Origin of the sequence: Virgibacillus siamensis (genome assembly GCF_900162695.1) — a bacterium.
Lineage (GTDB): Bacteria > Bacillota > Bacilli > Bacillales > Amphibacillaceae > Lentibacillus > Lentibacillus siamensis_A.
This window is the reverse complement of sequence record NZ_FUIH01000007.1, coordinates 3,143,965-3,165,052: the sequence shown is the minus strand read 5'-3', so window position 1 is coordinate 3,165,052 and position 21,088 is coordinate 3,143,965. Positions and strand designations below refer to the sequence as shown.

22 protein-coding genes are annotated in these 21,088 nt (G+C 42.8%); 17 read left to right on the top strand and 5 right to left on the bottom strand.

The annotated features are described in order from the left end of the window. Positions 1 to 158: 158 nt before the first annotated feature. The 9 genes from yycF to B1K71_RS18905 all read left to right on the top strand — a co-directional run bounded on the left by yycF (position 159) and on the right by B1K71_RS18905 (position 9,538). Positions 159 to 863, top strand: coding sequence for a response regulator YycF (gene yycF, locus B1K71_RS18945; protein ID WP_077329772.1), 705 nt, complete (start codon positions 159 to 161; stop codon positions 861 to 863). A gap of 6 nt (positions 864 to 869) precedes the next feature. Beyond that, positions 870 to 2,711 (top strand): cell wall metabolism sensor histidine kinase WalK, encoded by a 1,842-nt coding sequence (gene walK / locus B1K71_RS18940; protein WP_077329770.1) that lies wholly within the window; start codon positions 870 to 872, stop codon positions 2,709 to 2,711. Continuing rightward, positions 2,708 to 4,045, top strand: a complete 1,338-nt coding sequence (locus B1K71_RS18935) for a YycH family regulatory protein (protein ID WP_077329768.1) — start codon at positions 2,708 to 2,710, stop codon at positions 4,043 to 4,045. The genes walK and B1K71_RS18935 overlap by 4 nt, the downstream gene beginning before the upstream one ends. Further along, on the top strand, positions 4,026 to 4,955 hold the full coding sequence (locus tag B1K71_RS18930) for a two-component system regulatory protein YycI (RefSeq protein WP_175631975.1): 930 nt from the start codon (positions 4,026 to 4,028) through the stop codon (positions 4,953 to 4,955). Before B1K71_RS18935 ends, B1K71_RS18930 begins: the two co-directional genes overlap by 20 nt. Further along, on the top strand, positions 4,952 to 5,737 hold the full coding sequence (locus tag B1K71_RS18925; protein WP_077329764.1) for an MBL fold metallo-hydrolase: 786 nt from the start codon (positions 4,952 to 4,954) through the stop codon (positions 5,735 to 5,737). The genes B1K71_RS18930 and B1K71_RS18925 overlap by 4 nt, the downstream gene beginning before the upstream one ends. 66 nt (positions 5,738 to 5,803) lie before the next feature. Beyond that, positions 5,804 to 7,012, top strand: coding sequence for a S1C family serine protease (locus tag B1K71_RS18920; RefSeq protein WP_077329762.1), 1,209 nt, complete (start codon positions 5,804 to 5,806; stop codon positions 7,010 to 7,012). 258 nt (positions 7,013 to 7,270) lie between these two features. Next, complete coding sequence (locus B1K71_RS18915) at positions 7,271 to 7,759, top strand: MarR family winged helix-turn-helix transcriptional regulator (RefSeq protein ID WP_077329760.1); 489 nt, start codon at positions 7,271 to 7,273, stop codon at positions 7,757 to 7,759. After that, positions 7,743 to 8,708: an ATP-binding cassette domain-containing protein gene (locus tag B1K71_RS18910; RefSeq protein WP_077329758.1), complete on the top strand. Its 966-nt coding sequence runs from the start codon at positions 7,743 to 7,745 to the stop codon at positions 8,706 to 8,708. Before B1K71_RS18915 ends, B1K71_RS18910 begins: the two co-directional genes overlap by 17 nt. Beyond that, a complete protein-coding gene (locus B1K71_RS18905; RefSeq protein WP_077329756.1) occupies positions 8,708 to 9,538 on the top strand; it encodes an ABC transporter permease in 831 nt (276 codons plus the stop codon). The genes B1K71_RS18910 and B1K71_RS18905 overlap by 1 nt, the downstream gene beginning before the upstream one ends. Before the next feature lie 2 nt (positions 9,539 to 9,540). Here B1K71_RS18905 and B1K71_RS18900 read toward each other — a convergent pair whose 3' ends face one another. Continuing rightward, complete coding sequence (locus B1K71_RS18900) at positions 9,541 to 9,921, bottom strand: DoxX family protein (protein WP_077329754.1); 381 nt, start codon at positions 9,919 to 9,921, stop codon at positions 9,541 to 9,543. A 152-nt stretch (positions 9,922 to 10,073) separates the two neighbouring features. Between B1K71_RS18900 and B1K71_RS18895 the strand changes: the two genes are divergently transcribed. Continuing rightward, entirely contained in the window at positions 10,074 to 11,789 is a 1,716-nt protein-coding gene (locus tag B1K71_RS18895) for an ABC transporter ATP-binding protein (protein ID WP_077329752.1), read from the top strand. A gap of 30 nt (positions 11,790 to 11,819) precedes the next feature. Here the strand turns inward: B1K71_RS18895 and B1K71_RS18890 are convergent, their stop codons facing one another. Continuing rightward, entirely contained in the window at positions 11,820 to 12,398 is a 579-nt protein-coding gene (locus B1K71_RS18890; RefSeq protein WP_077329750.1) for a hypothetical protein, read from the bottom strand. A gap of 192 nt (positions 12,399 to 12,590) precedes the next feature. Here B1K71_RS18890 and B1K71_RS18885 point away from each other — a divergent pair, with 192 nt between their 5' ends. From B1K71_RS18885 to dacB, 3 genes are all read left to right on the top strand, one after another. Then, a complete protein-coding gene (locus tag B1K71_RS18885) occupies positions 12,591 to 12,887 on the top strand; it encodes a 4a-hydroxytetrahydrobiopterin dehydratase (RefSeq protein ID WP_077329748.1) in 297 nt (98 codons plus the stop codon). A 394-nt stretch (positions 12,888 to 13,281) separates the two neighbouring features. After that, on the top strand, positions 13,282 to 13,677 hold the full coding sequence (locus B1K71_RS18880; RefSeq protein ID WP_175631974.1) for a helix-turn-helix domain-containing protein: 396 nt from the start codon (positions 13,282 to 13,284) through the stop codon (positions 13,675 to 13,677). 207 nt (positions 13,678 to 13,884) lie between these two features. Next, positions 13,885 to 15,414, top strand: a complete 1,530-nt coding sequence (gene dacB, locus B1K71_RS18875) for a D-alanyl-D-alanine carboxypeptidase/D-alanyl-D-alanine endopeptidase (protein WP_077329744.1) — start codon at positions 13,885 to 13,887, stop codon at positions 15,412 to 15,414. A gap of 56 nt (positions 15,415 to 15,470) precedes the next feature. On the opposite strand, the gene B1K71_RS18870 is transcribed toward dacB, so the two are convergent. Together B1K71_RS18870 and B1K71_RS18865 are read right to left on the bottom strand one after the other, a co-directional pair. Further along, positions 15,471 to 15,830, bottom strand: coding sequence for a Lin0512 family protein (locus tag B1K71_RS18870; RefSeq protein WP_077329742.1), 360 nt, complete (start codon positions 15,828 to 15,830; stop codon positions 15,471 to 15,473). Between the two features lie 79 nt (positions 15,831 to 15,909). Then, positions 15,910 to 16,338 (bottom strand): MarR family winged helix-turn-helix transcriptional regulator, encoded by a 429-nt coding sequence (locus tag B1K71_RS18865; RefSeq protein WP_077329740.1) that lies wholly within the window; start codon positions 16,336 to 16,338, stop codon positions 15,910 to 15,912. Between the two features lie 138 nt (positions 16,339 to 16,476). Here B1K71_RS18865 and B1K71_RS18860 point away from each other — a divergent pair, with 138 nt between their 5' ends. The 4 genes from B1K71_RS18860 to B1K71_RS18840 all read left to right on the top strand — a co-directional run bounded on the left by B1K71_RS18860 (position 16,477) and on the right by B1K71_RS18840 (position 19,490). Further along, positions 16,477 to 17,721: an MFS transporter gene (locus B1K71_RS18860; protein WP_077329738.1), complete on the top strand. Its 1,245-nt coding sequence runs from the start codon at positions 16,477 to 16,479 to the stop codon at positions 17,719 to 17,721. 381 nt (positions 17,722 to 18,102) lie between these two features. Next, entirely contained in the window at positions 18,103 to 18,474 is a 372-nt protein-coding gene (locus B1K71_RS18850) for a CidA/LrgA family protein (RefSeq protein WP_077329734.1), read from the top strand. After that, positions 18,467 to 19,156, top strand: coding sequence for an LrgB family protein (locus B1K71_RS18845; protein WP_077329733.1), 690 nt, complete (start codon positions 18,467 to 18,469; stop codon positions 19,154 to 19,156). The genes B1K71_RS18850 and B1K71_RS18845 overlap by 8 nt, the downstream gene beginning before the upstream one ends. A 34-nt stretch (positions 19,157 to 19,190) precedes the next feature. Continuing rightward, a complete protein-coding gene (locus tag B1K71_RS18840; RefSeq protein ID WP_077329731.1) occupies positions 19,191 to 19,490 on the top strand; it encodes a hypothetical protein in 300 nt (99 codons plus the stop codon). Positions 19,491 to 19,581: 91 nt separating this feature from the next. Here B1K71_RS18840 and B1K71_RS18835 read toward each other — a convergent pair whose 3' ends face one another. Next, positions 19,582 to 20,964, bottom strand: a complete 1,383-nt coding sequence (locus B1K71_RS18835) for an amino acid permease (RefSeq protein WP_077329729.1) — start codon at positions 20,962 to 20,964, stop codon at positions 19,582 to 19,584. Between the last annotated feature and the right edge of the window lie 124 nt (positions 20,965 to 21,088).

The window sequence follows — 21,088 nt, the reverse complement described above, 5'->3', positions numbered from 1 at the left end:
ATCATTCGTTTAGCAGATAAATAAATAAATACGAGTAACCGTGGACTGACTCAACACAGACAAATTATTTGGGTCAGTCTTTTTAATTGAAAAAAAAGACATTTACGGCAAAGTACGATAGAATAGAGCAAAGGAACGTTGAAAAGGATGTGACTTTCATGACACAGAAAATACTAGTAGTAGATGATGAACAGCCAATTGCTGATATTTTGAAATTTAATCTGGAAAAGGAAGGTTATCAGGTGGTCATCGCCAATGATGGTGACGAAGCAATTAAACTTGCTGACGATGAGAATCCTGACCTTGTTCTGCTTGATATTATGCTGCCGGGTAAAGATGGCAATGAAGTCTGCCGGGAAATCCGTAAGACACAATCGATGCCGATTATTATGCTGACAGCGAAAGACTCTGAAATTGATAAGGTGCTTGGTCTTGAACTTGGTGCTGATGACTATGTGACCAAGCCGTTCAGCAATCGCGAAATTATTGCAAGGGTGAAGGCTAATTTACGACGTCAGGAGCAAATTCCGGACGACGGTGTAAAGACGACCAAAAATATTGAAATCGGTCGTTTGGTCATTCATCCGGATGCATATGCGGTTACCCGTGACGGGGAGCAGCTGGAATTGACGCATCGTGAATTTGAATTGCTGCATTATCTGGCCCGTCATATCGGCCAAGTCATGACCCGTGAGCATTTACTCGAAACGGTTTGGGGCTACGACTATTTCGGCGATGTCCGGACAGTTGACGTTACCATCCGAAGACTTCGCGAAAAAATTGAGGAGAATCCGAGCAACCCGATGTGGATTGTTACGCGTCGCGGTGTCGGCTATTATTTACGCAACCCTGAACAGGAGTAGTTTTGTATGCAAAAAGTTGGTTTTTTCCGATCGATTCAACTGAAATTCATTATTATATTTATTTTATTGCTGCTTGTTGCAATTCAGGTGATTGGTTCTTATTTTAGCCGAGAACTGGAACGTGAACTGACTGACAGTTTTATACTGCAGATCGACCAGCGCGTGGACTTACTGAAACTGAATCTGCAACAGGCCTTTAATAAAGAGCGGACAGACGATCCGGAAGAACTGACATTGCAGGAGGAAGTGCAAACCATTGTACAAACGAACCAGACGGGTCAGACCGATCCCATCACGAAACTGCAGGTCATTGATAAACAGAGCAGGGTCATTGCGACAAGCAATTATTCAAACCTTGACATTATCGGCAAAAAGACGACCAATGATTTAATTGTTAAATCTGTCCGATACGGCCTATCACTGGATGCAAGACAATATAACAAGAAAACCGGAAACCGGATGTATGTTAAAGCGGTTCCCATATACAACGATGACCAGACTCATGTCGGAACCATGTATTTGGAAGCGTCGCTTGAGAATGTCTATAACCAGCTGCAAAAAATAAATAAAATATTTGTGCAAGGGTCTATTTTAGCTTTGGCAGTGTCAGCTTTCATGGGAATTCTGGTGGCCCGAACCATCACAAAACCGATCATGGAAATGCGCAGACAGGCCCAAACAATGGCAAGGGGTGATTTCTCCCAAAAAGTAAATGTCTATGGCACCGATGAGATCGGGCAGCTTGCGGAGACCTTTAACGATTTGAATGTACGATTAAAACATTCCAGAGCATTAACAGAAGAAGAGCGGCGAAAACTCAGTTCCGTCTTATCCAATATGTCTGACGGGGTAATCGCAACTGATAAGTCAGGTGCCGTATCGTTAATGAACGATGCAGCGGCAAAACTGATTGGGGTAAATCCTGATGAAGCACAAGGGGCATATTTGATGGACCTCTTACAGCTGGATGAAAAGACGGTTGATATTACAGATCTTCCTGACACAGGATCGATTATTATTGACTTTAGTGAAGATGATGATATTTTCCTGATTCGTGCCAATTTCTCCACGATTTCCGATGAGGAAGATGATATAACCGGATTTATTACCGTCATAAGTGATGTCACGGAACAGGAGAAAGTGGAGCAGGAACGGCGTGAGTTTGTTTCCAATGTGTCCCATGAATTACGGACGCCATTGACAACGATGCGCAGCTATATTGAAGCATTGACAGAAGGTGCTTGGGAAGATAAAGAAATTGCACCGCGCTTTCTCGGTGTTGCTCAAAACGAGACAGAGCGAATGATCCGAATGGTAAATGATCTGCTGCAATTATCGAAAATGGACAGCAAGGAACACCCACTTCAAAAAGAAAAAGTGGAGTTTATTGAATTTTACCATCATGTTATTGATCGTTTTGAAATGAATGTGACAGAGGGAATCCATTTGGAGCGTGAACTGCCGAAAGGAAAATATTACGTCTGGATGGATAAGGATAAAATGATGCAGGTGCTTGATAACATCATCACAAATGCGATGAAGTACTCTCCAGAGGGAGGAACAATCCGGTTCAGGGCAGCCAAACAGAAAAATCATCTGATGATCAGCGTAGAAGATGAAGGTATGGGCATCTCCTATGATAAAGTGGATAAAATATTTGAACGCTTCTACCGTGTTGATAAAGCTCGGACAAGAAAATTAGGCGGAACCGGTCTTGGACTGGCGATATCCCAGGAACTGGTTGAGTCGCATGACGGTAAAATTTGGGCAAAAAGTAAAGAAGGTAAAGGGACGACGATTCTCTTTACACTTCCGCTGATGAGTCAGAAGCGGAGGGGTAACAAATGAACCTGGAGACAGTGAAGTCATTTATTTTATGGATTTTGGTGTTGTTAAGTTTAGTGCTTACCTTCAGCCTGTGGAATTATCAGCCGAACTTCGAGGATTCCAAAAATAATAAGTATGTTGATCAGGTTAACATTGGTGGTAAGAAGCAAACGAAACAGGAAATTATCGAACCGAAATCGATTATTTTTCATAACGGCAAGACGTACTATGGATTTTCGGATCCCAATGAACAGCAATCGTTATATCAGGATATGCAATCCTGGGTGCTTAATAATGTACAGACCTCTAATCAACAGGGGGTACCGAACGAGGAAAAACAACTGGAAATCATTTTCCCCGTATCACTGCCTATGCAAACAGCCAAAAGCCTGTTTACGTTCAGTGAGGAAAAGTTTTTACCGGAGTGGAGTTTTAAAAAGATTTACATCACATTTAATCGTGATGATTCTGTATTGAATGTTATTTTTGTATCGGATAATGGGGAGCAGCGTGTAACTGCTGTTGTCAACAACTCAAAAAAATATGATTTGCTTTGGCGTTACCTGACTACCTTTGAAGGATTAAAGGAGTATAAACTGGTTAAGTCCGGGAGCAATCCATATTATGTTCCGAAGCACCAAATTACGATGAGTCGGAAAGTACTGACCATAAACACGATTGACCCATTGAAATTTCGCAATGCGTTATTTGCCAAACCTGAAATTGTCAGCCGGAATCAGAACCATCAGAATGAAGTGTATTTTACGGATGGTGTCCGTGGATTGCGGGTCATTGAAGATATGAAACTAATGAAATTCGATAATCCGTATGAGTCATCCGAAAGACCGCTGCCGGACGAAGAACTGATTACACGAAGTTTGCAGAGTATTAATGACCGTAAAGGCTGGACAGATGAATACAATTTGATGCGAATTGATTCAAAAGGGAATGAAATTCGCTACCAGATGTATTACAATGGCTATCCGATTTACAGCAATGCCGGACTTTCTATGATCAGACAAATATGGCAGCCAACCGAGCTGAGTGTAGATCTTAACAATTATGAGCGGCCACTGTTCCGGTTAAACGACTTAATCAATGAAAAAGAAATAACACTAAAATCGGTCGATGAAGTACTTAGTTATATGGAGAGCAAATCTTCGTATAAACTGGAGGAAATAAGTGATCTGCAAGTTGGCTACCACTTATCCTATCAGGACATTGACTCCAATAATGTTGTCAAATTGCAGCCAGCCTGGTTTGTAGAATACAATGGAGACTGGAAGCAAATCGAGTTTCATGAATCAACGCAACATCGGGAAGGTGGAGCTGAGGATGCAATGGAAACAAATTAAAATATTATTTATCCTCTGCTTCCTCGTTCTGGATATCTACTTGCTTGTTATGTTTTTTCAGAAACAAAAGGAAGCGGATTTCGATATCGCAGAAACAGAAATATCAACTGTCGATGAGGACCTTGAGGATGAGGATATAACGATTTCCGCGGATTTGCCTGCACAGCAGCTGGAGGAATCTTTTATTTCTGTAAAGCAAAAAAGTTTTACCAAAAAAGATGAAAAAGCATTGGATGATCAAACAAATCTCGAAGCGGAAACGATAAACAAAACACTTATGCTGGCAAAATTTGAGGAGCCTGTCCCGGTTCAGGAAAATACATCCGGAGACATCATGGCAGAGCAGATAAAACCATTCATTATGTCTCCAGACAGTTATATATATTGGGATTGGAACAAGGAAATGAATGTACTGATCCTTTTTCAGCAAAAGAAAGGAAGACCGATATACTTTAATGAAAGCGGCATTATTCTTGTTTTCTTAAATGATGATAACGAGATGATTTTTTACACACAGACAATGCTTGGCGAAACGCAAACACCAGGAGACCAGAATTCATTGATTAAGCCAAAACAGGCGATTAATGTATTATTCGATAATAATCTGCTGGAATCCGGGGATGAAATAACCGATGTTAATATCGGCTTCCATACGAGAATTCCGCTTGACACCGGTGAACAGGTGTTTGCGCCAACATGGACCATCACGGTGAATAAAGAAGAGAATTTTTATGTCAACGCAATCGAAAATCGGGTGTTTTCCAGTAATGAATTGGAATTTTTGAAAACTGCTGGGAATTCTATATTGAAAAAAATTGGAACAACCGGTGAAGAGAGCAGACTAAAAGAATTTGTGATGGATCACATCGATAAAAAGCTGACAGAACCTAAACGGAGTGAGACAGAATGACATTACGTTTTAGTGTACTAGCTTCAGGCAGTACCGGAAACGCATTTTATATTGAATCAGAACAAGAAAAACTTCTCATTGATGCAGGGCTGAGCGGGAAACAGATGGACAGGCTGTTTGGCGAAATTCAAGTTAATCCGGCTGAATTGTCCGGTATTCTGGTGACACATGAACATAGTGATCATATTAAGGGTCTGGGGATTTTTGCCCGAAAGTACAATTTGCCGATCTATGCTAATAAAAAGACGTGGAATGCAATGGAAAATTCTATCGGGTCGATTTCCCCGGATCAGAAATTTACGTTTGAAACAGGGGAAGTTCAAACGTTTCACGACATGGATATTGAGTCATTCGGAGTATCCCATGATGCGGCAGAGCCAATGTTTTTCACTTTTCACCATGACCGGAAAAAGGTAGCGCTTGTTACGGACCTGGGTTATGTCTCCGAACGGATTAAAAAGACCGTGGAAGATGCAGATGCTTACATTTTTGAAGCCAATCACGATGTCAGCATGCTGCGGATGGGCCGTTATCCGTGGAATGTAAAACGTCGTATCCTGGGTGATTCCGGGCATGTTTCCAACGAAGATTGCGGACTTGCCTTGGGTGATATTATTTCCAACAGAACAAAACGGATCTACTTGGCACACCTAAGCCAGGACAATAATATGAAAGATTTGGCACGCATGTCGGTAAACAATGTGCTGGAGGAACGCGGAATAAAGCTTGATTTACATGATACCGATCCAAAAACAGCAACACCACTTTATGAAGTTGTATAATGATAATTCCGGAAACCGGTAATACTATAGAACTGTACAATCCTTTTAACTGAAGGAGATGGGTCAATGGGATATTTTGATGAGGATTATGTGCCAAACCCGAAAAAGAATCGCAGGTGGCTGGTTCCGGTTCTTTCCGGTATTATCATTGGCATGATTATTGTATTAGTCGCATTGCCGAGCATATTGAGGTCAGATATATTACCTGGTTCATGGTTAGGGGGCACGAACTCAGCTGGTTCCGGTGACGGCAATGACGGATTTCAAGCAACTGAACAGGTTTCACTTGATGTATCGACACAAATTACCGATGTCGTGAATGAAGTTTCAAAGGCTGTCGTCGGTGTCATTAATATTCAGCATCAAGGCAACTTTTGGGAACAGCAGGAAGATGATCAGGCTGGAACGGGTTCCGGTATTATTTACAAGAAAAAAGACGGATATGCGTATGTTATCACTAACCACCATGTGATAGAAGGCGCGGATACGGTGGAAGTAGTACTCTCGGACGACACCCGGGTTCAGGCTGAGATTCTCGGAAGCGATCTTTTTTCCGATTTAGCTGTATTGCGTATGAAAGGGAAGCACGTGACAAATACGATAAAGATGGGTTCCTCGGATTCTGTCAAAGTAGGTGAACCGGCAATCGCAATTGGAAATCCTCTCGGAATGAAGTTTTCCGGATCGGTTACCACCGGCGTAATCAGTGGAAAACAGCGAACGATTCCACAGGATTTTAACCAGGATGGCCGTGCAGACTGGCAGGCGGAAGTAATCCAAACCGATGCAGCAATTAATCCCGGAAATAGTGGCGGTGCACTAATCAATATTAAAGGGCAATTGATTGGAATCAACTCCATGAAGATTAATGAAACATCTGTGGAAGGTATCGGGTTCGCCATTCCAATTGATACAGCAAGACCGATCATTCAGGAGTTGGAGACAAAAGGGAAAATTACAAGACCGTACATGGGGGTTGAAATCTATTCCCTTGATGAAGTTCCGCAAACGGAATGGGATAAGACATTAAATCTTCCGGATAATGTGGAAGGCGGTGTCTATGTCTGGACAGTCGATCCACTTTCTCCAGCAGATCAGGCCGGAATGAAACGGCTTGATGTCATTACGGAAATCGGCGGCAAAAAAGTCATGAACATGATTGATTTGCGAAAGATCCTTTACAAGGAAAAACAAGTCGGTGATACCTTAAAAGTAACATTCTATCGTGATGGCAAGAAGAAACAGACAACCATTAAATTAGGTATTCAGGAATAAGCTATCCAATTGGGTAGCTTATTTTTTTGTGAATGAATTTTTCATTTTTATACACAGCGAACCTATAGTTATCCCCAACCTGTGAATAAAATGTTTATAAAAAACAATATCTAGTACGGAACGAATATTCTATAACAAAATAACTGCGAACATTTGTGCATATGTGGATAACTTTGTGGATAATATTCCATTTACATGAGAACCGGAGTATGATAAATTATTTAGCATACGAAATATTCGAATGCGAAAGGAAAGTAGATGCTTATGCATAATGATTCTACAGAAACAGGGAGACATATTGCAGATATGCTCCGTCAAATAAATGCAATGATTAACAAACGGCTGCGAAGATCACTTCGCGGCATGGGGCTGACCCCGCCGCAAATTATGATTTTAACGTATGTATCGAAGCATCCGGATTGCAAGGTAAGTGACATCAGCAACGAATTCAGCCTGGCTGCAAGTACGGTGTCGAGTATTTTGGACCGGCTGGAACGAAACGAACTGATCATTCGGACGCGGAAAATGGAAGACAAACGAATTGTACAGATTTCGTTATCAGATAAAGCACTGCAATTAAAGGATTCCGTCAGCAGTACAATTACCGGATTTATGGCGGATATGACGAATGGAGCAACTGCGGAAGAATTGAACCGGATTACTACCGGTCTGGAATTGCTCCAGGATGTTTTGAACCGGAATGATAATGAAAAGGGAGGAACCACGGGGAATGAAACCGATTGTTGAGGTAGATGGGCTGAAGAAACGCTATAAGAATTTTGAGGCGGTAAAAGGGGTAAACCTGACTGTCGGGGAAGGCGAAATATTTGGCTTTCTCGGACCAAATGGAGCCGGAAAAAGTACAACAATCAACATGTTATCGACCATCATAAAACCAACCGGCGGGGAAGCACTAATCAACGGATTTAATATTGTAGAAGAGAAAAACCGCGTTCGGGAAAGCATTGGTCTTATTTTTCAGGAATCAACGCTGGACGAAAAGTTAACAGCGAATGAAAATCTGATGCTCCATTGCCGGTTTTATAAAGTACCAAAAGAAAAACGGGAAGCACGTATTCAGGAAGTATTGGAAATCGTGGATCTTGCTGACAAGCGTAAACAAGTGGTTGAAACCTTTTCCGGCGGTATGAAACGGCGGCTGGAAATTGCCCGCGGACTGCTCCACTATCCGCGTGTGTTGTTTCTTGATGAGCCGACAGTTGGACTTGATCCGCAGACGAGAAACCATATTTGGGAATATATTCTGCGCCTGAAGAAAAAGGCAGGGATTACGATCTTTCTGACGACTCATTATATGGATGAAGCGGAAATATGTGATCGAGTGGCGGTAATGGATCATGGTCAGCTGATTGCACTCGATACACCGGATAATCTGAAGACCAATGTTGGCGGCGATATTATCGAAATCAGCACCGCCGATAATGAGGATGCCAAAACAGCTATTGCGGAAATGTATGGGTGTGAAGTGAAGGAATCTGATCGTGCATTAACGTTTCAGGTGGATCAGGGAAGTGCATTTCTGGTTCAATTTGTGAAAGAGTTTCCGATTGAAATTTTAACAGTTAATTTGCGGAGGCCAACGTTAAACGATGTGTTCCTGCAATTGACCGGTCGTGAAATCCGGGAAGAAACTGTTTCCAAGAAAAATAAAGCCATGATGAGGAGGGGACGTTAATGGAAGCGGTATTTGCTGTCTGGCAGCGTGATATTATTAAGTTTTTCCGTGACCGTGGGCGCTTAATCGGTTCGTTTGCAATGCCGTTTATGTTTCTGATTTTATTCGGGAGCGGAATGAGCGGTGCTATGCAGGCGATGCTTGGCGGTTCATCCGGAAGCGGTCCGCTCGCTGATTTTGACTTTGTGGAATTTATGTTCCCGGGCATCATTGGGATGACTGTTTTTAATACTGCCATCTTTTCAGCACTGTCGGTCGTACAGGATAAAGAATTCGGCTATATGCGTGAAATTCTTGTTTCACCGATGTCACGTGTCTCCATTGCCATCGGAAAAGTGCTTGGCGGAACAACGGTTGCTGTTATACAGGGATTGATGATGCTCATATTCGTACCGTTTATCGGCGTATCCATCTCCATATCGATGATTTTGCAGTTGATTCCGGTCATGTTTTTGGTTGCATTTACGATTTCGTCCATCGGTCTGTTGATTGCCAGCACATTAAAAACAGCACAAGGATTTCAAATGGTCATTCAAATTCTGTTGTTCCCGATGCTGTTTTTATCCGGGGCCATGTTCCCGCTGAACGGACTGCCATTGTGGATGGATATTATCGTAAAAATAAACCCGCTCACATATTCAGTTGATATGTTCAAAGATATCATCCTTCAGCCGGAAACAATGAGTGCTGCAATGCGCCAGGCGATGGGGCTAGACCTGGAAATATTCGATCATGTCATCACGTTTGCACAGGAAGCTATTGTAGTTGGCATTATCGGAGCCGTTTTTGTTGTATTTGCGACGATACGATTTTCAAAAGCAGAAGCTTAAGTCTATTTCAGCAGTTTGCCTGGTGCCTGCTGCCAGATAAGGATCAACAGAATAAGTACGACAATATCAAGTCTTGCCTGAAACAGGAATTGTAAAATCCCTTCGTTCATCGTCAATACGGGAATTTTAGTAAGGAAAATGGCTGCCAGCATAATAAAAATCAAGGGTGCGGTCGCTCGTTTTAAATAGAGTCTGGCAGCAACGAGTGCACCGCACACAATTTCTGCAGCAGCAACCAGATACAGCACTGTATGCGGATATGGCAATCCCAAATCGGTAAAAACCAGTTTAAAATCCTGTTCCACCAGCTTCAATGCACCGGTTGAAATAAACACAAAACCAACAGCATAACAAATCCATTTTTCCATCGGTAACTTCTTCATAAAACACACCTCCACAGACATTCTGCTACATATATATGCGGATGTGTGGACAACCTTGCCAACCTTTTTCAAAACACGGCTTTATTTCGTTGCTATTCCGGTACGTTAAACGTATAATTTCTTTTGTATATGAAATAAAGGAAGTGCCAATCATGATCAGACGATTTTTTTCTTATTATAAGCCGCACCGCCGGCTGTTTATTGTTGATTTCACATCGGCAGTCATTGTGGCATTGCTGGAACTTGCTTTTCCAGTTGCGGTACAGGCATTTATCGATCAGCTTTTGCCAAAGAATAATTGGGATTTAATTGTGCTTGTCAGTATCGGGCTGCTGCTTATTTATTTGCTGAGTACGTTTTTGCAGTATGTCGTTACATATCTCGGCCATAAGCTTGGGGTAAATATCGAGACGGATATGCGGCAGGATTTGTTTCAGCATGTCCAGCGGCAGTCGTTTCGTTTTTTTGACAATACAAAGACAGGGCACATAATGAGCCGGATTACGAACGACCTTTTTGACATTGGTGAACTTGCCCACCACGGACCGGAAGATTTCTTTATTGCCATTATGACGTTTGTAGGTGCATTTTGGATTATGTTTTATCAGAATGCACAGCTTGCCTTGATTATTCTGATTGCCGTTCCATTTCTTATTTTCCTGATTGCTTATTGCAATATTAAAATGAATAAGGCATGGCATAAAATGTATCAGGATATTGGAGAGGTGAATGCCCGGGTGGAAGATTCCGTATCGGGTGTCCGTGTTGTTCAGTCTTTCACGAATGAACCATTTGAAATGGAACGTTTTACAAAGGATAATTACAGTTTTCGCAAAGCAAAAGTTGGCGCATATAAAGTGATGGCATTTGTTCATTCCAACATTTACATGATGATGCGGCTGATTATATTGATTGTACTCGTGTACGGGGCATGGCTGGAGTTTAATAATAGCCTGACAACCGGGGAACTTGTTGGCTTTGTGCTTTATGTCAATGTTCTGTTTAAACCGATTGAAAAAATTACTGCATTGCTTGAATTGTATCCAAAGGGGATGGCCGGATTCAAACGGTTTATCGATATGCTTGATGTGGCGCCGGATGTTGTCGATCATAAGGATGCAGTTGATGTACCGGTGTTGAAGGGTAATATAACGTTTGATCACGTGTCATTCGGTTATGAAAAAACACAAGGTTCGGTGTTGGATGACTTAAGCTTTGCGATTCATAAAGGGGAAACAATCGCATTTGTTGGTCCGTCCGGCGCCGGTAAAACAACGATATGTTCGCTGATTCCCCGGTTTTATGATGTTGACCGCGGCAGCATCATGATCGATGGAATGGATTTACGCGATATGACAAAGGAATCGCTTCGTAAGCAGATCGGCATTGTGCAGCAGGATGTCTTTCTATTCACCGGCACACTACGGGAAAATATTGCATATGGAAAGCTCGATGCAACGAAAGAAGAGATTGAACGTGCCGCCCGTCAGGCCCATATGGAAGAATTCATCCGGGAACTGCCGGACGGATACGAAACACAAGTCGGGGAGCGCGGATTAAAATTGTCTGGCGGTCAGAAACAGCGGATTGCGATTGCCCGCATGTTTTTGAAGAACCCGCCGATTCTTATTTTGGATGAAGCAACATCGGCACTAGATACCGAAACAGAGACCATTATTCAAAAGGCATTGACCGAACTGTCCAAAGACCGGACAACCCTTGTCATTGCCCATCGGCTGGCCACCATTAAGAATGCCGACCGAATTATGGTTGTGACAAAAGACGGGATAGAAGAAGAAGGAAGTCATGAAGAATTGTTAAAGCGTGACGGGATTTTCGCCCATTTGCATAAGGTACAATTGCGTTAAAAATAATAAAAGAATGCTTTCCATGAAATATCAATGGGAAGCATCCTTTTTGGTATGGTGCTTTACGAAAAGAAACAGCTTTGTCAGCCAGAGTGAGATGTAACTGACAGCAATGTTAATCAGAAACAGGTAGAAAAAATGCATGTTATGATGCAACTTGATCATGCCTAGCTTTTCACTCAGATAATTGTAACCGAATCCCATGACAGCTGCCCAAAGGATTGCGTAAAAATAAAAGTTTCGATCATGATTGGTGCAGTACTGATAGAGAAGCATGCATGTTACAGGAAACAATACGGCAGAGACCGTAAACCCCTGCATGAGAAATGGGGCTAGACTGTGTACATGATTTAAATAAATCTGATCGGTTAAATAATTATCCACGTTGATCCAGATGACATGAGTAGTGTATCCGAAAAAACAGACCTCAAATAACCGTGATCGGTCGGCAGCAAAATATAATACAATCAATGGGATAATTAAGACCGCAAGATTAATCCAAAAATACATACTGTCCACGTTTGAATAGCTATGCCAGTGCTGATCCAGCAGCTTGCCAAGTTCACTTTTTAAATGTTGAATCTCAACGTATAATTCCTCTTTGTTCATCTGAATATCCTCCCATACTGTAGCATAGTATTTGTTGCGGGAATGAAGTATATTCGTTAAAACGGGTGGATTCATATTTCTTTTAAATGGGAACAGATATATAATGGAGACAAGTGATGTTTATCCACATTTTTCTGTGGATAAAGTGTTGACAAGTGGTTATATCTGTAAATTATTTGAGGAGGAGATAAGATGGAACGCCTAAGTGAAGAGCAAATTGAGCAGGAACTGAAGGCAGTACCGGATTGGGAGCGTTTGGACGAGAAGTGGATTACCCGAAAATATCGATTCAAAGATTTCTTGAATGGTGTCCGCTTTGTTGATCAAATTGCCGCGTATGCTGAAGAAAAGCAGCATCACCCGTTCATTTCAATTGATTACAAGGTCGTAACTCTGAAAATTTCCTCATGGCAAATGAAGGGATTGACCGACTTGGACTTTGAAATGGTTAATCATTTTGATAAACTTTACGACAAAACAACCAAATGACACCGGAAAATTGTCGATATTTCCCGGGAAATATCGAACCCCTTATGCAGATGCATGAGGGGTGTTTTATTTTTAACATTTAATGCCACCTTTCCAGCCTTGGATTCGATTATAAGGTAAACAAGAGGCTGGGACATATCAATACGTGTAATTCAAAAGACGAACAATTAGGGAATTAGCGGAGGAAATATACGTAGACTCCTGCGGGAGGAAAGGCATAGGTGAGACCCCGCAGTGCGTCAGCACGAGGAGGCTCACCAGCCGCCCGCGGAAAGCGAAGTATATTTCCGAAGCGGTTTATACCCACTACTTTCTAATTATTTATTCGAGTTTTTCTTTGGATAAAACATTTTTGTCCCAGTCCCCGGAACAGAATGAATGAGGGGGAATGGTCATGGGTTTAATTGAACTTGTTAACAAATCGGGAATTTCAATGGATATGATTCACTATTATGAGCAGTTACAGCTGATTCAGCCAGCATGGAAAAATAAACATCGTATATATTCAAAACAGGATTGCGGAAATATTCGATTCATTGAACGAATGGTTATGATTGGGCTATCACTGGAAGACTTGCAAGTTATTTTTGAAATTAAGCGGACAAACAGGTGCACAACGCCGGATATGGTTGTTCAGCTGACTGAAAAACTTAATGAAATACAGGTTGACCTTTGCAAGGATAACGATAGGAAAGCGCAACGATTGGAGGTGGATGGATTATTGGAAGTTCTGAAATTTGTAAAAGGGCATTCTGCCAGATTTGCCACGAACGCAAAACAGTGGTTGTAATATTTTGGCAGTGATGATATTCTTAAATGTAACCACAATAAGTTGTTCGTATATTACTTCTTTGGGGAAAATACGGTCCTTCACGAAAAAATACAATCCTTCAGCTGATTTACTTCATTACCATGCAACAAATGGCTTTACTTCACCACATACATATGAACATAACCACCACGATAAAATAATTTAATAAAGGATGTGAACTTATTTATGCAAAGAAGTTTTGTAAAAAAAGCTTCCATTTTCCTTGTTCTTGCATTGATGATTTCTATTGCATTTGTGAACGGGGGAAAGGCACCATTTTTTACAACATCCGAAGAATCTACTCAAGTTGCTTCAGCCGAATCGGTTCAACTGCAGGACAAGATTGAAGAAATTCTTCAAAATGAACATTTGGATGGGACGACTACAGGAGTAAGTATTCGAAATGCCGATACAGGGGAGATTCTGTTTGATCAGTTCGGTGATTTCCGGCTGCACCCTGCATCCAACATGAAACTGCTAACCGGAGCAGCGGCGTTTGAGACGTTAGGCACGGATTATCAATTCACAACCGAAGTATTAACTGACGGGAGCATTAAAGGAAAGACGCTCCACGGAAATCTTTACTTAAAAGGTAAAGGCGACCCAACATTGATGAAGCAAGACTTGGATCAATTTGCAAAAGAACTGAAAGCAATGGGGATAAAGAATATTAAGGGGAATCTGATTGCGGATGACAGCTGGTATGATGATGTCCGATTGTCCCAGGACTTGAACTGGTCAGATGAACCATTTTATACTGGTGCCCAGGTGTCTGCTCTAACCTTATCGCCAAATGAAGACTATGACGCGGGAACAATCATTGTGGAAGTATATCCTGCCGAAGATGCCGGTGAGAATCCTGAAGTAAAGGTGACGCCGAATACGGATTATGTGACGATTGTCAATAAAGCGGAAACAGTAGCCAAGGATGGACGAAACGATATTTCCATCAAACGTGAGCATGGTTCGAATGATATTGTGATTGAAGGTGCGATCCCGCTTGATGGTTCCAGGGCGAGGTCGTGGGTGTCGGTTTGGGAGCCTACTGGTTATGCACTCGATGTATTCCATAAATCCCTTCAGGAACACGGCATAAAACTTGTCGGAAATTCGAAAGTGAAGATGGGTGCTACGCCTGATGATGCCACTGTTCTCACTTCAAGAAAATCGATGCCATTAAGCGAATTATATATTCCGTTCATGAAATTGAGTAATAATGGGCATGCAGAAATATTGACGAAAGAAATGGGTAAGGTGCTTAAAGGGGAAGGCAGCTGGGACGAAGGGCTGCGGGTTATTGAAGATACAGTTGCTGAGTTTGGAATGAATACGGAAACTCTCCGGCTTCGTGATGGATCCGGAATGTCGCATAAAAATATGCTTCCGGCAAATGGAATTTCGCAGTTGCTTTACGCCATCCAGGATGAGAGCTGGTTCCCTGTATTTAAAAAATCATTGCCATTAGCAGGTATGTCTAAACGATTTGTCGGAGGGACATTGCGCCATCGGATGACGGAAGAACCCGCAAAAGGAAACGTCAGGGCCAAGACCGGCTCTTTGACAGGGATGAATACACTATCCGGATATGTGACGACAAAAGACGGGCAGAAATTAATTTTCTCCATCCTGATTAATAATTACCTTGGTGCGTCATCCAATATGCGGGCGATTGAGGATAATATAGCAACAGTCCTCGCCAAACATGAATTTGAATAGATACAAAAATAAGGGAGTGAACAGCCAAATTAGGTTGTTCACTCCCTTTTTAACATTTAATAGCCAACTTCAACGGCTGCATTTACAATATACATCAAGTCATTCTCATCATCTTTGTCTTCCAGTATTATACCACTGGATGTTGCCATGCCACCGTCTGTTACATCCACCTCAACCGATCCGTATGGGAGGATTTCCTTTATTTTGTCCGTATCCAGTTTGGAACGATCGAGCGGTACAGCAAGACGGACATTTACTTTCATATTATCCAGTTTTTGTCTGGGCAGGCTTTTTTCAACACCCGGCATTGAATTTCGATAGATGGCATCTTCCACGGCACGGACAGATGCTTTTGTCACATCCTGACCATGTACATCCATTCCGGTTCCCGTCTGGATGAAGAGAATCTGCTCCATCAGGTAACACTCCTTTTTGGATTGTCGTATAAATGCATTACCCGCTGGAGTACAAGCATAAACTATCCCCGAACCTTACTTACTCGTGCAATTCTTCCACGCCTTCGTTATAGCGCTGCAGCAGTTGGCCGAACATTTTCCTGTCTGCTTCCGGCCATTCTGAAAGCATGTACCTTAGTCGCTCATACCGGCGCTCCCTGTTGGCCTCCAATTCTTTTTCGCCAAGGTCGGTAATCCGGTAAAAGTAGGAGCGGCCATCAGCAGGATTCGGTTCCTTCACGGCATAATTTTTTTCCACAAGGGTTGCAGCCTGTCTGCTTATGGTGGAGCTGTCCAATTGCAAGTCAACGGAGAGTTGCTTCACTCCCGCAGGTCCGTATGTTTCCAGCTGCCTCAGGATGACATATGTGGAACGATCCAGTCCGTTTAATCGTTTTTCCGATAAAATAATACGGCGGATAAAGCTCGTGATTTCCTTTTCAATACCCGCGATTGTTTCGTCATTCATTATGCTAACACCTCATCCAGTATTATAAGCCAATCATAACTTTCTGTGTGGAAATGTCAATTTATTATGTGTACTATACAACTACTTAGTTGTATGATACAATCAACTGGTATTTTTAAAATTAAGGGAGTTACGCATATGCCATCATCAACTGTATCGAAACCAATTGAACATCGTGTGCCTGACGCGGCTGCTGCGGAAAAAAGCGGCATTCTCAGCCAGCCGAAAGCCGTTTGGGCAGTTTTCTTTGCCTCAATTATTGCCTTTATGGGGCTCGGGCTGGTCGATCCGATTTTACCCGCCATTTCCAAGCAGCTCGATGCCACCAAAAGTGAAACAACATTGCTGTTTACGAGCTATAATGCCGTTATGGCCGTTGCGATGCTCGTTACTGGTGCCATCACATCGCGCATCGGTATCAAACGCACACTCATCGCCGGGATTATTATTATTGCGGTCTTTTCCGGACTTGGCGGAGCATCAAACGGAATCTGGGAACTTGTTGCATTACGCGGCGGCTGGGGACTCGGGAATGCCCTTTTTGTTGCTACTGCGCTTACCGCAATCGTCACCTTATCCAACAGTGGTAATGCAAAAGCGATTATCTTATACGAGGCAGCTATCGGACTCGGTATTTCAGTCGGCCCGCTGATTGGCGGATGGCTCGGTGCCATGTCCTGGCGAGGCCCATTTTTCGGTGTCGCAACATTAATGGCCATTGCTTTTTTCGGGCTGATGACATTAATGCCGTCAGCTGCATCCGCATCACAGGCAAAACAGAAAACATCTCTGCTGGATCCGTTCCGGGCATTGAAGCATCGATCTTTGCTCGTATTTGGCATCTCGGCAGCTCTGTATAATTTCGGTTTTTTCACGCTGCTCGCATTTGCCCCATTTGTGCTTGGGCTCGGTGAACATGGGCTTGGACTTGTGTTCCTTGGATGGGGGCTGCTTTTGGCAATCACATCTGTTTTCATGGCGCCGAAACTGCAGAAAGCATTTGGAACCGTCAAATCGATGTGCCTGATGCTCAGCCTGTTCGCCCTTCTCCTGTTGTCGATGGGAATCTGGACGTCGACACAGTGGGTTGTCATTGCAGCAGTCATTGTAGCCGGCGCACTGCTCGGCAATAACAACACACTAATCACGACCGCGGTTATGAACGCCAGCCCGGTCCAGCGATCAACTGCATCCGCGGCATACAGTTTTCTCCGTTTTATCGGCGGTGCCATCGCGCCGTATCTCGCCGGGAAACTGTCGGAAATCTATAATTCCAGTGTACCGTTTTATGTCGGTGCTGCATTTGTCGCGCTATCTGTGCTGTGTATTTGGCTGAATGACAAACATATTCGCCACGTGGACACAGTAGAAAACGCACACTAATATGAAGGGCTGTCCATTGCGACAGTCCTTTTTAATTTTATAATGATCAAGTTTGTGAAGGTTGATTTTCAGCCAGTGATGGTTGAATTCTATACTGGCAAGGTTGATTAACATTGGTTGAAGGTCGATATATTACCTGTGATGGTTGATAACTGCATATAAGGGTTGAATTGTGCCTGCGAAGGTTGATAATGGCCATCGGAAGTTCTATCTATCTTGGTATTATGAAGCATAATGTTCCACACCCCGACTGCCTTCTCATTCTTTTGTCCAAAAACTTTCTTGCACCGCATACCTCCCCATTCAAGCGAAATACTTTTCAAACCTGTTCGGAAAATCTATGATAGTATTTTAAGACAGCGAAGAAAGAAGTGTTCACCCATGCAAAAATCTATCAAACTCATTCTGCAAATAGCAGTTTTATATGGAATCTATTTAATCGGCGAGTGGATTCAGGATGTTCTGAACCTGTTTGTTCCCGGCAGTGTCATCGGACTTATCCTGCTGTTTATCGCCTTGCAGACCAATCTGTTTAACGTCCGCTGGATTGAAGAAGGGGCGTCTTTTTTTGTCCGTCATCTGACACTGTTTTTCATCCCGGCAACCGTGGGCGTTATGGAATATTATGATGTGTTCGCGGGAAAAGGTGTACTGCTGATTGTTATCGTTCTTCTCAGCACTATCCTTGTTATGGGAAGTGCCGGCTTGATCAGCCAATGGATGTTACAGCGAAAGGAATGGAACCATGAATAGTGTTTTAATCGCAGTCACTGCCATCGTTGGCACGTGCATCATTTATCTTATTGCATTTACCATACATCAAAAAGTCCAGCATACGTTCAGCATTCCGGTACTGACGTCAACAATCGCGATTATAATCGTGCTGGTGCTTTTTCAAGCATCCTATGATACGTACATGACAGGCGGAAAATGGATTGATGAGCTGCTTGGGCCGGCTGTAGTAGCGCTTGCTTATCCATTGTACCTGCAGCGAGACATCCTGAAAGCCATCTTTCTGCCGTTACTTGTCGGAACATTTATCGGTGCAGTAGCCGGTATATCAAGCGGTATTCTGCTGACCAAAGCAGCCGGGTTCGATACGTTAATTATAAACTCAATCGTCTCGAAATCCGTCACAACCCCTGTCGCCATGGTCGTTTCCAATACGGTGGGAGGCGTTACATCCCTGACAGCTGTCTTCGTCATGATTGCAGGAATCGGCGGTGTATTGCTGCATAAACGGGTCTTTAAACTGTTTCGACTCAACCACTATCTCGGCCGCGGCGTCGGCATCGGCAGCGCCTCCCATGCCATCGGAACCGCCACAGCAATGGAAAATAGCCAGACAGAAGGATCTGTCAGTACGATTGCCATGGTTTCCAGCGCTGTGATTGTATCGATTGTGACACCGGGGTTGATGGTGTTGTTGTTGTGATGAAAGCAGACACCCCGTACACGGGAAGACAGGATTGCATGCAACTGAAAAATATAAAAATGGATTTGTTATAGAATACCATTACCAATGGAAAATTATCATTCCGAAAATGGGAAAGGTATATCATCATCTTTCGGCTTGGGAAAACGAGCCACATGATGCAACATGGACCCCGGAGGAATACAAAATTAAATCAGAACCCCATCACCATCACCATCATCATGTGCCAGGTGACAGGAATCAGCGAAAGGAAAATTGGGACATCTTAACCTTAGATGATGCCTTTTCCTTTATTGCTTATTACATACATAATAGTGAAGAGTATAAGCCGTAAAACTTGCGGTAGTTTTGCAGAGGTTCTGAAAAAATGGCATGCCACATTTCATGGCATACCATTTCATCACTTGTTTTTAAAAACCTGGCAGTTAATGCGTTCCAGGTACCGTTTCCTCTTCTTGCCCTTCCGCTTTTGATTTCTGTATTTTATAAATCACAACCAAAGCGATAAACCAGACAGGAGTTATGATCAGGGCGACACGTGTATCTTCCGCCATTCCAAGAACAACAAGAATAAACGCTAGAAATGCAAGTGTCAGGTAATTTGACAGCGGATACAAAGGCATTTTAAATTTACTTTTCTTTGCCAGTTCCGGTCTGGTTTTCCGGTATTTCAAATGGCAAACGACTAAAATTCCCCAAATCCAAATGAAACACGTTGTTGCAATGCTTGATACGAGTGTAAATACTCCATCCGGCATAATATAGTTCAATACAACGGCAATAAAAATGACGACCGTTGAAAGAAACAATGAATTGGACGGTACATTTCGCTTATTCAGTTTTGACAATGGTTCAGGTGCATTTTTTTCTTCGGACAGCGAATACAGCATCCGGCTTGTACTGAAAACCGCGCTGTTGCATGCTGATGCTGCGGATGTCAGCACAACAAAGTTAATAATACCGGCAGCAGCTGCAATCCCCACTGTTACAAAGACCTGAACAAAAGGGCTTTCGGCAGGTTCTACGGCATTCCACGGATAAATACTCATAATAACCGCCAGTGCCCCTATGTAAAAAATCAATATGCGGAGCGGAATGTTATTGATGGCTTTCGGAATTACTTTTTCCGGGTTCGATGTTTCACTTGCTGTAAGCCCTACCAATTCAACGCCGGCAAAAGCAAACACGACCATTTGAAAAGCCAGGACAAAACCTGTCATGCCGTTTGGAAACATACCTCCATGGCTCCATAAATTCGTAAAACTGGATGGTCCCGAGCTGGTGGAAAAGCCGCTGATAATCATATAAATACCAACTGCAATCAATCCCAGAATGGCGATAATCTTGATCAATGCGAACCAGAATTCCATTTCACCAAATAATTTTACAGTCGCAAGGTTCATAACAAGTAAAATAACCAGCGCAATTAACCCCGGAATCCACTGCGGTACCCCTGGTAGCCAATATTGAACATAGACACCGACAGCCGTTAAGTCGGCCATGGCGATGGTAATCCAGCAGAACCAGTATGTCCATCCCGTAATAAATGCTGGCATATTGCCTAAATAATCTTTTACAATGTCCACAAACGAATTATACTTTAGGTTGGTTAACAGCAGTTCCCCGAGCGAACGCATAATAAAAAACGCAAAAACCCCTGTTATCATGTAGGCGAATAAAATGGACGGCCCTGCTAGATGAATAGATTTTCCCGCTCCAAGAAACAGCCCCGTTCCAATCGCTCCCCCAATTGCGATCAGCTGAACATGCCTGTTTTTTAAGCCTCTTGATAATTGTTGCTCGTTCATGTGATGCCACCTCTCTATTTTTTAAACCGTTTTCAATTTTACCGCAGACTGAGCGCTCGTTCAACTGACTAAAAAAACAGAAAATTGATTGGGTGAGTGTGATTCCCATTGCTGTGATACAATA

What these genes read in the sequence shown, in the direction of transcription:
- B1K71_RS18900 (WP_077329754.1), bottom strand. Translation starts at nt 9,921, where the DNA reads ATGAAGAAGTTACCGATGGAAAAATGGATTTGTTATGCTGTTGGTTTT.
- B1K71_RS18890 (WP_077329750.1), bottom strand. Translation starts at nt 12,398, where the DNA reads ATGAACAAAGAGGAATTATACGTTGAGATTCAACATTTAAAAAGTGAA.
- dacB (WP_077329744.1), top strand. Translation starts at nt 13,885, where the DNA reads ATGCAAAGAAGTTTTGTAAAAAAAGCTTCCATTTTCCTTGTTCTTGCA.
- B1K71_RS18920 (WP_077329762.1), top strand. Translation starts at nt 5,804, where the DNA reads ATGGGATATTTTGATGAGGATTATGTGCCAAACCCGAAAAAGAATCGC.
- B1K71_RS18845 (WP_077329733.1), top strand. Translation starts at nt 18,467, where the DNA reads ATGAATAGTGTTTTAATCGCAGTCACTGCCATCGTTGGCACGTGCATC.
- B1K71_RS18870 (WP_077329742.1), bottom strand. Translation starts at nt 15,830, where the DNA reads ATGGAGCAGATTCTCTTCATCCAGACGGGAACCGGAATGGATGTACAT.
- B1K71_RS18935 (WP_077329768.1), top strand. Translation starts at nt 2,708, where the DNA reads ATGAACCTGGAGACAGTGAAGTCATTTATTTTATGGATTTTGGTGTTG.
- B1K71_RS18905 (WP_077329756.1), top strand. Translation starts at nt 8,708, where the DNA reads ATGGAAGCGGTATTTGCTGTCTGGCAGCGTGATATTATTAAGTTTTTC.
- B1K71_RS18925 (WP_077329764.1), top strand. Translation starts at nt 4,952, where the DNA reads ATGACATTACGTTTTAGTGTACTAGCTTCAGGCAGTACCGGAAACGCA.
- walK (WP_077329770.1), top strand. Translation starts at nt 870, where the DNA reads ATGCAAAAAGTTGGTTTTTTCCGATCGATTCAACTGAAATTCATTATT.
- B1K71_RS18880 (WP_175631974.1), top strand. Translation starts at nt 13,282, where the DNA reads ATGGGTTTAATTGAACTTGTTAACAAATCGGGAATTTCAATGGATATG.
- B1K71_RS18910 (WP_077329758.1), top strand. Translation starts at nt 7,743, where the DNA reads ATGAAACCGATTGTTGAGGTAGATGGGCTGAAGAAACGCTATAAGAAT.
- B1K71_RS18930 (WP_175631975.1), top strand. Translation starts at nt 4,026, where the DNA reads ATGCAATGGAAACAAATTAAAATATTATTTATCCTCTGCTTCCTCGTT.
- B1K71_RS18850 (WP_077329734.1), top strand. Translation starts at nt 18,103, where the DNA reads ATGCAAAAATCTATCAAACTCATTCTGCAAATAGCAGTTTTATATGGA.
- B1K71_RS18860 (WP_077329738.1), top strand. Translation starts at nt 16,477, where the DNA reads ATGCCATCATCAACTGTATCGAAACCAATTGAACATCGTGTGCCTGAC.
- B1K71_RS18895 (WP_077329752.1), top strand. Translation starts at nt 10,074, where the DNA reads ATGATCAGACGATTTTTTTCTTATTATAAGCCGCACCGCCGGCTGTTT.
- B1K71_RS18835 (WP_077329729.1), bottom strand. Translation starts at nt 20,964, where the DNA reads ATGAACGAGCAACAATTATCAAGAGGCTTAAAAAACAGGCATGTTCAG.
- B1K71_RS18915 (WP_077329760.1), top strand. Translation starts at nt 7,271, where the DNA reads ATGCTTATGCATAATGATTCTACAGAAACAGGGAGACATATTGCAGAT.
- yycF (WP_077329772.1), top strand. Translation starts at nt 159, where the DNA reads ATGACACAGAAAATACTAGTAGTAGATGATGAACAGCCAATTGCTGAT.
- B1K71_RS18885 (WP_077329748.1), top strand. Translation starts at nt 12,591, where the DNA reads ATGGAACGCCTAAGTGAAGAGCAAATTGAGCAGGAACTGAAGGCAGTA.
- B1K71_RS18865 (WP_077329740.1), bottom strand. Translation starts at nt 16,338, where the DNA reads ATGAATGACGAAACAATCGCGGGTATTGAAAAGGAAATCACGAGCTTT.